The organism is Mesorhizobium sp. M8A.F.Ca.ET.181.01.1.1, from assembly GCF_004792025.1.
Taxonomy (GTDB): Bacteria; Pseudomonadota; Alphaproteobacteria; order Rhizobiales; family Rhizobiaceae; genus Mesorhizobium.
In genome coordinates this window covers 25,510-37,601 of record NZ_SRTV01000018.1, presented here as the reverse complement: position 1 = coordinate 37,601, position 12,092 = coordinate 25,510, and the positions used below count along the sequence as shown (strand labels likewise).

General features: G+C 64.0%; 13 protein-coding genes. 5 read left to right on the top strand and 8 right to left on the bottom strand.

Going from position 1 to position 12,092, the window contains the following annotated elements:
* Window positions 1-229: 229 nt before the first annotated feature.
* The gene (locus tag EN824_RS32295; RefSeq protein WP_127873026.1) at window positions 230-1,222 is read right to left on the bottom strand and encodes an adenosine kinase; all 993 of its coding nucleotides are present in this window, start codon (window positions 1,220-1,222) and stop codon (window positions 230-232) included.
* Between the two features lie 198 nt (window positions 1,223-1,420).
* Between EN824_RS32295 and EN824_RS32290 the strand changes: the two genes are divergently transcribed.
* Together EN824_RS32290 and EN824_RS32285 are read left to right on the top strand one after the other, a co-directional pair.
* On the top strand, window positions 1,421-2,323 hold the full coding sequence (locus EN824_RS32290) for an EamA family transporter (protein ID WP_135862962.1): 903 nt from the start codon (window positions 1,421-1,423) through the stop codon (window positions 2,321-2,323).
* Between the two features lie 221 nt (window positions 2,324-2,544).
* Entirely contained in the window at window positions 2,545-3,255 is a 711-nt protein-coding gene (locus tag EN824_RS32285; RefSeq protein WP_135933097.1) for a sulfate transporter family protein, read from the top strand.
* 4 nt (window positions 3,256-3,259) lie between these two features.
* On the opposite strand, the gene EN824_RS32280 is transcribed toward EN824_RS32285, so the two are convergent.
* The 6 genes from EN824_RS32280 to EN824_RS32255 all read right to left on the bottom strand — a co-directional run bounded on the left by EN824_RS32280 (window position 3,260) and on the right by EN824_RS32255 (window position 7,803).
* Entirely contained in the window at window positions 3,260-4,258 is a 999-nt protein-coding gene (locus EN824_RS32280) for a proline racemase family protein (RefSeq protein ID WP_127278804.1), read from the bottom strand.
* A gap of 7 nt (window positions 4,259-4,265) precedes the next feature.
* On the bottom strand, window positions 4,266-5,069 hold the full coding sequence (locus EN824_RS32275) for an oxaloacetate decarboxylase (RefSeq protein ID WP_127278803.1): 804 nt from the start codon (window positions 5,067-5,069) through the stop codon (window positions 4,266-4,268).
* Between the two features lie 74 nt (window positions 5,070-5,143).
* Window positions 5,144-5,998 (bottom strand): hypothetical protein, encoded by an 855-nt coding sequence (locus tag EN824_RS32270; RefSeq protein WP_127873030.1) that lies wholly within the window; start codon window positions 5,996-5,998, stop codon window positions 5,144-5,146.
* Window positions 5,999-6,079: 81 nt separating this feature from the next.
* Window positions 6,080-6,739, bottom strand: coding sequence for an HAD family phosphatase (locus tag EN824_RS32265; protein ID WP_127278801.1), 660 nt, complete (start codon window positions 6,737-6,739; stop codon window positions 6,080-6,082).
* A gap of 11 nt (window positions 6,740-6,750) precedes the next feature.
* A complete protein-coding gene (dut, locus tag EN824_RS32260) occupies window positions 6,751-7,236 on the bottom strand; it encodes a dUTP diphosphatase (protein WP_127278800.1) in 486 nt (161 codons plus the stop codon).
* Between the two features lie 96 nt (window positions 7,237-7,332).
* On the bottom strand, window positions 7,333-7,803 hold the full coding sequence (locus EN824_RS32255; protein ID WP_127278799.1) for an Lrp/AsnC family transcriptional regulator: 471 nt from the start codon (window positions 7,801-7,803) through the stop codon (window positions 7,333-7,335).
* Between the two features lie 115 nt (window positions 7,804-7,918).
* On the opposite strand from EN824_RS32255, the gene EN824_RS32250 reads away from it, so the two are divergent.
* Together EN824_RS32250 and EN824_RS32245 are read left to right on the top strand one after the other, a co-directional pair.
* A complete protein-coding gene (locus tag EN824_RS32250) occupies window positions 7,919-8,167 on the top strand; it encodes a DUF6356 family protein (protein WP_127278798.1) in 249 nt (82 codons plus the stop codon).
* 14 nt (window positions 8,168-8,181) lie between these two features.
* The gene (locus EN824_RS32245) at window positions 8,182-8,982 is read left to right on the top strand and encodes a class II glutamine amidotransferase (RefSeq protein WP_135862264.1); all 801 of its coding nucleotides are present in this window, start codon (window positions 8,182-8,184) and stop codon (window positions 8,980-8,982) included.
* 209 nt (window positions 8,983-9,191) lie between these two features.
* On the opposite strand, the gene EN824_RS32240 is transcribed toward EN824_RS32245, so the two are convergent.
* The gene (locus tag EN824_RS32240) at window positions 9,192-10,265 is read right to left on the bottom strand and encodes an FAD-binding oxidoreductase (RefSeq protein ID WP_135862262.1); all 1,074 of its coding nucleotides are present in this window, start codon (window positions 10,263-10,265) and stop codon (window positions 9,192-9,194) included.
* Between the two features lie 206 nt (window positions 10,266-10,471).
* On the opposite strand from EN824_RS32240, the gene EN824_RS32235 reads away from it, so the two are divergent.
* Entirely contained in the window at window positions 10,472-12,064 is a 1,593-nt protein-coding gene (locus tag EN824_RS32235) for a peptide chain release factor 3 (RefSeq protein WP_135862259.1), read from the top strand.
* Window positions 12,065-12,092: the final 28 nt, after the last annotated feature.

Sequence of the window (12,092 nt, the reverse complement as noted above, 5' to 3'; positions counted from 1 at the left end):
GGGCCCCAGCTCATCCACGGTTTAAGCCACCTGAGGGGTGACGGGCTCTCGACCGCCGCCACGGATCAGGCAAGCACCTGGTCCGTGGCACCCTCAACAATGCACGATTCCAAACACACAAGGGGTGTTCCAGCTTGGCAAAAACGGCGATCCGTCACCCACCCCTCAACCGTCTCGGCGCTGCGCGCCGATCCACCTTCTCCCACAGGGGGAGAAGGGAACAGCCCCCCTACAACAACCCCGCTTGCTCGGCTTCCTTGCGCAGATTCTGCCGTGGCCTCGGGCCGATCTGCTGGATCACCAATCCGGCTGCCAGTGAGCCAAGGTCGCCGCAGGTCTGGAGGTCGCGTCCCTGTGTATAACCATGCAGGAAACCGGCGGCGTAGAGGTCGCCGGCGCCCGTGGTGTCGACCAGCTCCTTGATGGCGGTGGCCTTTATGACCACGGTCTCGTCGCCGCGCACGATGACCGAGCCCTTTTCGGAGCGGGTCACCGCCGCGATCTTGCAATCCTTGCGGATCTGCGCCAGCGCCTCGTCGAACGACGAAGTCTGGTAAAGCGACTTGATCTCGTGGCTGTTGGCAAAGACGATATCGACCGTGCCCGAGCGCATCAGGTCGAGGAACTCGTCACGGTAGCGGTCGACGCAGAACGAATCCGACAAGGTCATGGACACTTCGCGGCCGGCCGCGTGCGCCAGCCTGGCCGTCTGCCGGATGGCTTCCTTGGCGCGCGGCGGGTCCCACAGATAGCCTTCGAAATAGGTCACCTTGGCGCCCGACGCCTTGTCGGCCTCGACATCTTCCGGCCCGAGTTCGACGCAGGCGCCGAGATAGGTGTTCATCGAGCGCTCGCCATCGGGGGTGACGAAGATCATCGAGCGCGCCGTCGGCGGCTCGCCCTCGAGCGGCTTGGTGTCAAAGGCGACACCTTGCGCGTGGATATCGTGCGCGTAGATTTCGCCCAGCGCATCGTTGGAAACCTTGCCGAAGAAGGCGGCGCGTCCGCCGAAGGAGGCGACCCCGGCCGCCGTGTTGCCGGCGCTGCCGCCGGAGGCCTCGATTGCCGGACCCATGCGGCTGTAGAGCAATTCGGCGCGATGGGTGTCGATGAGATTCATCGCGCCCTTGATGATGCCGTTGGTCTGGAGGAAGTCCTCTTCGCACTGGGCGATGATGTCGACAATCGCATTGCCGATGCAAAGCACGTCATAATCCGGCATCAATGTCTCCGCCAAAACCCGAGCCGGCTTCTTGCCATGCCCGCGCGGGTCTACAGCATGACGCTGAAAACAGGCAACCGATTTTCTGTCCTTGCCGCGCCAGCCAGGCGCTACGACAATTCGACCGTGGCCGAAACATTTCGTCGCGATGTCGCCTACAACTGCGCTCCTGAGATCACGGTCCGAAGGCGCGAGCCCATGCCTGCCAAAAACGACACGGCTACCGACCTGGCGCTGCTTGGCGTACTGGCTGTCCTGTGGGGCGCCTCCTACACCTTCATCAAGATCGGCGTCGAGACCATCCCGCCCATCACCTTCATCGCCGCCCGCACCCTGATCGCCGGCGCCATCCTGTTCGCCATCATCCGCTGGCGTGGGCTTGCCTTGCCGGGAGACGCGGCTAGCTGGCGCCGCTTCGCCTTCCAGGCCTGCCTCAACAGCGTCATCCCGTTCACGCTGATCGCCGCGGCCGAGCGCTCGGTCGACGCCGGCCTTGCCACCATCCTCAATTCGACCTCGCCGATCTTCACCTTCCTGCTAACGGCACTCATCACCCGCCATGAGCCGGTGACGGCGCGCAAGCTGGTCGGCGTCGGCGCCGGTATTGCCGGCATCTGCCTCATCGTCGGCACGCAGGCGCTTGGCGGCATCGGCGACCAGCTCTGGGCACAGATCGCCATCGTCGCGGCAACCGTGTGCTATGCGGGCGCCGCCATCTTCGGCCGTGGCTTCAAGGGCCTCGATCCGATGCTTCCCGCCGCCGGCTCGATGCTGTGCGGCGCCGTCATGCTGGTGCCGCTCAGCCTGGTGGTCGACCGGCCATGGACGCTGGCCCCCTCGGCGGCTTCCATCCTCGCTTTGCTCGGCCTGTCCGTGTTTTCGACGGCACTGGCGTTCGTCATCTATTTTCGCCTCATCCACACGCTGGGTTCGGTCGGCACGACGTCGCAGGCCTATCTGCGGGTGCCGATCGGTGTCGGCATCGGCGCCATCTTCCTCGGCGAAAGCCTGGGTCCGACGGCATGGCTCGGCATGGGCTTTGTCGTTGCCGGCGTGGCGGCCATGACCATACCGGTCCGCAAACCGGCCTTCGCCCGGTAGTCAGATTTCGGCAGCGTCCAAAGACAAGCAAAGGCCCGCGCTTGTGCTCGCGGGCCGCACTGCCTATCTCGGAGACGTCCTGCCTTGAGCGGTTCAGTGTTTGATGGAATCTCTGACCAGCTGTAACTTCTCGTTTTTACGCGATCCCGGGCGGAAAACCGCTACGCACTTTTCCTGGAATTGCTCTGTGGTTGTGTCCGCTGACCTGGGGTTGAAGCACGGTGATTTTCGACGCTGCCCGCACCGCGGCCCTGGAGCTGCTCTCGCCTCCGTTCCGCGCCGTGTTCATCAAGACGCTCGGCCTGACCCTGCTGGCGCTGGTCGCCCTGTGGTTCGGCCTGACCAGCCTTGTCGAATGGCTGGCCCTGCCGTGGCTCCAGACCGTGTTGCCCGGCATACCGTCCTGGGCCGGCTGGCTGGGCGGCATTGTCGCGGCCATCGCGCTGGCCTTCGGCATGGCGCTGCTTGTTGCGCCGGTCACGGCCGTCATCGCCGGCCTGTTCCTCGACGATGTCGCCGAAGTGGTCGAGCGCACCGATTACCCAGGCCACCCGGCCGGACGCGCCATGCCGGCATTGCGCTCGATGGTGCTGGCGATAAAGTTTTTCGGCGTCGTCATCCTGGGCAACATCGTGGCGCTCATGCTTCTGCTGGTGCCGGGCATCAACATCGCAGCCTTCTTCATTGTCAACGGCTACCTGCTGGGGCGCGAATTCTTCGAATTCGCCGCCATGCGCTTTCGCCCCGAGGAAGATGCGAGGGCCCTGCGCCGGCGCTATGCCGGTACGGTGTTTCTGTCCGGGCTGGTAATCGCGGCATTCCTTGCCGTGCCGCTGCTCAACCTGCTGACGCCGCTCTTCGCGGCCGCCATGATGGTGCATCTGCACAAGGCGGTTTCGGCCCGGGAAGCGTCTCATCCCGCACGCGATTGAGCCTTCAGCGCAAGAGGAAACCGCGCCCCAGCTCGTCGTCCGGTTCGACAATGAATTCGGCTCGTCCGGAATAATAGGCGCGGCCGCCGACGCGGGCGACGATCGCTTCGTGCGGGCCGGCCTGTGCCGTTCGCACCACCGCCCCGGAAAAGCGCGAGCCGGCGATGCTCTCGAAACTGCGCGTCTGCCCAATGGCGATCTCGCCCTTGGCATGCATGGCCGCCAGCCGGGCGGTCACGCCGGAACCGGTCGGCGATCGGTCGACTTCCGCCTCGGCGAAGACGCAGACATTTCTGGTGACTTCCCCGGAAAAGGCGTCCTTTCCGTCGGTCAGGATGGTGCCGTAGAGGAAGGCGAGGTCGTCATGATCGGGATGCGACAACGCAAACTCGGCCTTGAGCCGGTTCGTCAGCGCCGTTGCCGCATCGACGAAATCGCGCACGCGGTCGCGGCCGAATTCCAGCCCGAACTGATGGCAGTCGGCCAGCGCGTAGAAAGCCCCGCCATAGGCGATATCGAAACCGATCTTGCCATACTCTGTCAGCTCGATCTGTTGGTCGCGGGCGAACAGGAAGGCAGGCACGCTCTCGAACGACACCGCACCGGCCTTGCCGTCGCTGACCTCGACCGAGGCGACGACCAGGCCACAAGGCGCCTCGATGTTGACGGTGGTGAACGGCTCCTGTTTCGCCACCAGGCCTTCATCGATGGCATAACGGCCGAGCGCGACGATGGCGTGGCCGCACATGGTGGAATAGCCCTCATTGTGCATGAACAGCACGGCAAGGTCGGCGCCGGGCAAATCGGGCTCGACCAGCAAGGCGCCATACATGTCGTAATGGCCGCGCGGCTCGAAGATCAGCAGTTTGCGCAAATGGTCGAGGTTGTCCCGCACATAGGCGCGCTTCCCCAGGATGGTGCCCTTGGGGATAGCGGGATAACCCCCGGTGACGATCCGCAGCGGCTCGCCGCCCGTATGCATGTCGACGACGGTAAGGTTCATGCGGCGTCTAACCCTGGGATTTGCCGTACAGCGCCTGCAACTTGCCGAACGGCATGGCAGCGCGGGTGAAGCCGAACGTTCCGTCCTGCTGGATCTCGCGCGCCGCCGTCTCCAGCATGCCGTAGGCGAAATTGGTCAGCCACGGCCCGAGCGAAATCCGCTTGACGCCGGCCATGGCAAGGTCGGCGATGGTGAAGCCGGGTCTCGCCATGACGTTGACCGGCTTGGTCACCGCCGAGCAGAGCGTGCGCACCATCTCGACGTCGCCGATGCCCGGCGCATAGAGGACGTCGGCGCCGGCCTTTTCGAAGGCCTGCAGCCGCTTGATCGTATCGTCGAGGTCGGACTTGCCCCACAGGAAGTTCTCGGCCCGCGCGGTGAAGACAAAATCGCGCTTCAGCGCCCGCGCCGCCTCCACCGCGGCGGCGACGCGCTCGACCGCATGCGAAAACTCGTAGATGGGCTTTTCCGGATCGCCGGTATGGTCTTCGATCGAGCAGCCGGCAAGCCCGGCGGCCTCCGCTGCGAAAATGGTCTCGGCGGCCTGCTCGGGGCTGTCGCCCTTGCCTTTTTCGAGATCCGCCGAGACCGGCAGTTCGGTCGCGGCCGTCACCTCGCGGCAATGATGGATCATCTGGTCGAAGCTCACGGCCCCGTCCGGCAGGCCGCGCGAAAAGGCAAAGCCGGCGCTGGTCGTGGCCAGCGCCTTGAAGCCGAAGGAGCCAAGCAGCTTCGTCGTGCCCGGGTCCCAGGGATTGGGCATGACGAAGGTCGAGGCATGCAGGTCGCGAAAGATCTTGCCCTTGTCCATGAATGTTCCCCATGACGAGTGTCGGAGCGGATGCTAGCGCGCCGTTTCCGGCCGGGCAAACAAATGCGGTTGGTTCAGAAGCGTTTCTCGTTGTCTGCTGCCAATTTTTCGAAGGCATCGGAATCGGCGACGTAGCCCGCTGTTTTCTTGTCCCAGCGGTAGGTTACGGAAATGTCGTTCGAGACGGCTTTGGGGGCGGGTTCGTCGCACGTCTCTTCGCCAGGTGCCGTCTTGTCGGTTATCGTCGCCTTGATCGCGGCGTAGGGCTGGCCATCGCTCACGGCCTGGAAGGTCAGGTCCTGGGAGCGCCGATAGGAACAGACATTTTCGTCGAACGTGTTGATGAGGTCGATCAGCTCAAAACGGTCGTCTCGCACCAGGATAAGCGGCGTCGACATGTAGCCCTGGTTCGAGTTGAAATGCGTGCTGGAGATCATCAGCGCATCGTCGCTGGCGCCGAGCGAAAGTTTGCCGGGGTGGCGAAAGAAGGTGAAACGGTCGGTCGCCACATTGACGGCATCGAGCAACCTCGGTTTGCCGGTGAGATCGTAAAGCGCCAGCACCGCATAGCCCTCCGCGCTGTCGGGCGATTCGCCGAGATCGAAAAGCATGGCCAGCCGCTCCTTGCCTCCGGCCTTGATGCCAAGCACGCCGGCGCTGAAAACGCTCGGTGCTTCTGGTGGCGAGCTGTCATTGTCGGGACCGGCAATGTGCCGCATCTCGATCGGCGAGGAGCCGACATAGTAGTCGCCCTTCGCCGTCAGATCCGGAATGACCATCCTGATGAGATCGGCATAGGTCGTGCCGGCGTGGCCATCGATGGGTTTGCCGAGGTCCGGGCTGGCCGCGTCCTGGGCGCCGGCCGCGCCGCCCAGCAATGGCAGCAGCAACAGGCAGGCAAAGACGAGCCGATGCAAAAATCCCGACATGCTTGATATCGTCCCCTCACCGCAAGCACCGCGAAGCTGACACTTCCGGGCGACATGCATTAGCCCATCCGGCCGGCAAAATCAGTGGATCGGCACCAGCCCGGCGAGTTCGCGCATGTCGTCGAACAGGATGCCGCCGGCCTGGATCAGGCCGTCGCGGTCGGAATAGGGGTCGCCATGATAGGAGAACACCCGCATGCCGGCAGCGATGCCTGCCTGCGTGCCGGCGACGCTGTCCTCGATGACGATGCAGTCGGCCGGCTCGAAGCCCATGGCTTTGGCCGCATGCAGGAACAGGTCGGGGAACGGCTTGCCGCGCGAGACCATGGTGGCGCTGAACATCGCATGTTCGAACAGCGGCAACAGCCCGGTCTGGCCAAGCGTTATGTGCATCTTCGAGATCCTGGCCGAGGTGGCGACGCAGTAGGCGAGGCCGGCGGCGCGGACCGCCTCGATGAACTCCCGGACATAAGGGATCGCCTCGACGCCATGAGCGAACAGATCCGGCAGGCCGGCATTCCAGCGCTCGACGAAATCGGCGCCGAGCCTGGCGCTGGTCGTCTCCTCGATCTCCTTCTGCACCGAGACCATGCTGCGGCCGGAGAAGTTCTTGCGGCAATATTCGAAGGTCGTTGGATAGCCGCTCGCGCTGAGCCATTCGGCCAGGCGTCGGTTGGCGAGGTTCTCCGTGTCGACCAGGATCCCGTCGCAGTCGAAGATGACAAGTTTCGGCAAGGGCATTGGATTCGCTATCAGGCGGTGCCGGTCGATCCGAATCCGCCCGAGCCGCGCGCCGTGCCGCCGGCGAGCGAACGCTCTTCAACCGCCACCTGCGTCACGGCGGCGAAAACGATCTGGGCAATGCGCATGCCGCGCGTAACGGCAAAGTCCTCGTCGCCGAGATTGACCAGCAGCACCTTCACTTCGCCGCGATAGTCGCTGTCGACCGTGCCGGGTGAATTGAGGACGGTAAGGCCGTGTTTGAAGGCAAGGCCCGAGCGTGGCCGCACCTGGCCTTCCATCCCTTCGGGAATTTCCAGGATCAGCCCGGTCGGCACCAGAGCGCGCTTGCCCGGCAGGATCAGAAGCGGCCGGTCTTCGGGCACCGCTGCGCGCAAATCCATGCCGGCGGCGCCGGTGCTTTCATAAGCGGGAAGCGGAAGTCCCTCGCCATGCGGCAGCCTGACGAAGCCGACGGTGGGACCGATGACGGAGGGTGTTTGAAGGGCTGCGCGCATAAAATCGATCCTATCGGCGCGATTGCCGATTCGGTCAATTCGCCCGCAGGGCTATCAACGGCTTTCTTTCGGGCATCACTATGGCCTGAGGGCGGCTCAACGCACTTCCATCGGAACCACCGTCGTCTCCTTGATCTCCTCCATGACGAAGGAGGCGGAAACATCCGACAGCGCCACCTTGGCGATGAGCCGCTGGTAGAGCCGGTCATAGGCCTTCACGTCGGCGACACGGGCGCGCAGTACATAATCGAGATCGCCAGACATGCGATAGACGCCGATGATCTCTGGCAAGCCGCTTACCGCAGCGCGGAATTTCTGCAGCCAGTCCGGGTCGTGGTTGGATGTGCGGATCAGGATGAACACCGAAAGGCCAAGCCCGAGCTTTTCGGCATCGACCAGCGCCACGCGGCCGGTGATGACGCGATCTTCCTCCAGCCGCTTGACGCGACGCCAGCAGGCATTGCGCGACAATGCCACCCGCTCCGACAGCTGGTCGACCGACAACGTGCCGTCTCGTTGCAATTCGGCAAGCAATTTTCGGTCGATTTCATCGATTTCCAGTGTCATTTGGGATGTTTGTCCCATGAAGTGGCAAAATACAAGGATATTTTGGGACCAATGAACCGGTGAGACGTGTCAGGATACTCATATCAGGAAGCTCCAGCGCTGAAGGGGAACCAGCATGTCGCTCGCAAGCATTTTCACCTCTCATCCGGCCAAGGTCGGCGAAACCTATTTCGGCCATATGGCCTTCGCCGCCTGGTTCTCGTCGCGCCTGCTGATGGCGGCGGGAGCAGCGCTCGTTCACGCTTTCTTGCCATTTCTCTTCGAGACTACCGCCAGCCGAATCATTCGCGAGCTCTACGAGCGGACGCACAACAGAGGCAATCATACGGTCGATGCGCCGGCGGCGCTTGCGGATCGTGCCTAGGGGACGACAAAGCGATGTGCCGATGGGCGGCCTATCTCGGTGAAGCGGTCGTTCTCGAAGATATCCTCACGGCGCCCTGTCACTCGCTGATCGCCCAGAGCCACTGCGCCCAGGAAGCCAAGTCGCCGACCAATGGCGACGGTTTCGGCCTTGCCTGGTATGGCGAGAGGCCCGAGCCCGGCCTCTACCGCGACATCCTGCCGGCCTGGTCCGACCCCAATCTGAAAAGCCTGTGCCGGCAGATCAAGTCCGGCCTGTTCCTCGCCCATGTCAGGGCCTCGACCGGCGGCGCCACCAGCCGCATGAACTGCCATCCGTTCATCTCCGACCGCTGGTCGTTCATGCACAATGGCCAGATCGGCGGTTTCGAGAAAATTCGCCGCGCGCTGGAGAACTCGCTGTCCGACGCTGTCTTCGACCAGCGCGAAGGCACCACCGATTCCGAACTGTTTTTTCTCCTGATGATCGACGAGGGCCTTTCGGCCGACCCGCAAGGCGCCGTCTCGCGTGCCACCAGCCGCGTGCTGGAAGCCTCTCGCCGCGCCGGTCTCGAGCCGGCGCTTAAACTCACCGCCGCTTTCTCCGACGGACAGGCGCTGTATGCGGTCCGCTACGCCACCGACGCCCACGCGCCCACGCTCTACACGTCCATCTTCCGCAAGGGCGCTGGCCGCTGCATCGTCTCCGAGCCCTTCGATCGCGAGGGCGGCGACTGGCAGGCGATCCCGCCATCGAGCTTCGTCACCATGACCAGGGATGGCATCGACATAAGTCCATTCGTTCCGGTCGCGGCGAAGCTGGCGCTGGTTGGATAGCAAATCGTTTCGGTCGAGTTCCTCCGCGCCCCTCTCTGTCCTGCCGGACATCTCCCCCAGAGCGGGAGGCCAGATGTCGCGATGGCCTTCCCAATCTCGAACGTTGAAGAGCGAAGCCGCCGGCGAAGCTGACGTCTCCCACTTGTAGGGGAGATGTCCGGCAGGACAGAGGGGGGCGCCGTAGAGTGCCGCCTCGGAAGCAGCCATTGCTACTGCGCAAACCGCGCCAGCCCGTAAGGCGCCAACAATGCATCGCGCTCGCCTTCAAGAATCTCCCGCGCGGCAAACAGGCCGACGGCTGGTGCCAGCGTGATGCCGGAATGCATGACCGCGACGTAGAGCCCATCCAGGCCCTCGGCGCGGCCGATGATCGGAAAGCCGTCGATCGGATTGGGGCGGTAGCCAATGGTGTGGAAATCGAGTTCCAGCCCCTCGGCGCCACGCAATGCTGCTTTCGTGACCGCGAACAGCGCGCGGGCGGTCGCTTCGGCGTCCATACCGGGATCGCCGCCGGCGAAATCCGAGCCGGCGATGATGCGGCCCTCGGCGGTCTGGCGCATGTGTAGCCTCTCGGCGTGCACCAGTCCGTTGAGCAATTTCCTGTAAGGCCGCGAATGGACGATAAGGCCGGGCGGCGTCTCGATCGGCAAGGTGATGCCGGCCGTCGCCGCAATATCCGGAGAGCCGACGCCAGCGGCGATCACCACCTCGTCGGCGGCAACGAGCCCATGTGATGTGTCCACGCCGGTAATCCTGCCGTTGCTCTGGGCCAGCGCGGTCACCGTGCCGGAGAGGATGCGCGCGCCTTGCCGCGCTGCATCCGCCAGCAGCGCCTTCGCTGTGGCCGCGGGCTCGGCGACACCTTCCTCAGCGATATGCAAGGCAAAATCTGGAGGCTCGGCGAGATTGGGCTCAATGCGTGCCACCTGCTCTCGGCCAACCCGTTCGATGCCGTAGCCCCAGGCCGAATGCTCGTCCGCATAGGCTTCGAGCCTCTCCGCCTGCAGGTCCCAGTTCAGGCCGCCGCACCAGGCCAGCGGCAGGCCGGGCAAATCATTTGCAAGTCGCTTCCACTCGGCCATGGCACGGATGCGCAGCCGGAAATAGGTTTCCGGATTGCCCCAACTGGCGTTGATCCAGGCAAACGAGTTCGGCGTCGCCACGCCGCCCGGCGCGCTGTCGGCAATGACCGTCACCTGCGCGCCAGCTCTGGTCAGATGCCAGGCAACCGAGGCACCAATAATGCCGGCGCCGATGACGATCACTTGTTTCGACGCAGCCATGGTCACTCCTCTGTCTCCTGATTCCAAGGGATGTTCATCCAAGTGGCATTCCTATGGCCGCTTGCCAATGTTGAAATACACGGCTCCCGGCCATTGCTGGCTTCAGCAGAGAGACGGCATCCGGCGGCATCCGTGCCGCCGGAACGGTCGACAGCCCGGCGTAGCGCTGCTAGAAGCCCGGCCTGTCACACGGAAATCCCAACAGAATGCCCGATACAATACCAGAGGAAGTGGCGCGCCGCCGCACTTTCGCGATCATCGCCCACCCCGACGCCGGCAAGACGACGCTGACCGAAAAGCTGCTGCTGTTCGGCGGCGCCATCCAGCTTGCCGGCGAGGTCAAGGCCAAGAAGGACCGTATCCAGACGCGTTCCGACTGGATGAAGATCGAGCGCGAGCGCGGCATTTCGGTCGTCACCTCGGTGATGACCTTCGAATATGAGGACAACGTCTTCAACCTGCTCGACACGCCCGGCCACGAGGACTTCGCCGACGATACCTATCGCACGCTGTCGGCGGTCGACTCGGCCGTCATGGTCATCGATGCCGCCAAGGGCATCGAGCCGCGCACGCTGAAACTGTTCGAGGTCTGCCGGCTGCGCGACATCCCGATCATCACCTTCGTCAACAAGATGGACCGCGAAAGCCGCGATCCGTTCGAGATTTTGGACGAGATCGAGCAGAAGCTGGCGCTGGACACCGCGCCCATCACCTGGCCGATCGGCCGTGGCAAGACCTTCTCCGGCACCTATCACCTGGCGCTGAATGCCGTGCGCAAGGGCGACGACGAGAAGGAGCGCACGCCGGTCAACGGTCCCGATTCCAACCGCGTTGCCGGCCTTCTGCCGGAAAATGAGCGCGAGGCCTTCATCGAGGAACTCGAACTGGCGCGCGAAGCCTGCCGTCCGCTCGACATCGACGCTTTTCGCGAAGGCCATCTGACACCAGTCTATTTCGGCTCGGCGCTGCGCAATTACGGCGTGCGCGACCTGATCGAGGCGCTTGGCGCCTTCGGGCCGCCACCGCGCGCGCAGGAGGCCGACACCCGCACTATCGAGGCGACGGAGGAGAAGATGACCTCCTTCGTCTTCAAGATCCAGGCCAACATGGATCCCAACCATCGCGACCGCATCGCCTTCGTGCGCGTCTGCTCGGGCAAGCTCGAGCGCGGCATGAAGGCCAAGCTGGTGCGCACGGGGAAGCCGATGTCACTCTCGGCGCCGCAATTCTTCTTCGCCCGCACCCGCGTCACCGCCGACGAGGCTTTCGCCGGTGATGTCGTCGGCATCCCCAACCACGGCACGCTGCGCATCGGCGACACGTTGACCGAGGGCGAGGAAATCCTGTTTCGCGGCGTGCCGAATTTCGCCCCGGAAATCCTGCGCCGCGTGCGCCTCGGCGACGCGATGAAGGCCAAGAAGTTGAAGGAAGCGCTGCACCAGATGGCCGAGGAAGGCGTCGTGCAGCTGTTTTCGCCGGAAGATGGTTCGCCGGCCATCGTCGGTGTCGTCGGCGCCCTGCAGCTGGATGTGCTGAAAGAGCGGCTGAACTTCGAATACACGCTGCCCGTCGAGTTCGAAATGTCGCGCTTTTCGGTCTGCCGCTGGATCTCGGCCGACGACAAGGCCGAAGTGCTTCGCTTCATCGAAGCGCATCGCGGCGACATCGCCCGCGACCTCGACAACGACCCGGTGTTCCTCGCCCAGCACGCCTTCTCGCTGAACTACGAAGCCGAGCGCTGGAAGGCGATCCGCTTCGCCACGATCAAGGATTATCAGGTCCGCGACAAGGCGGCGTAACAGCCCTCTTTCCTTCTCCCCGTTCACG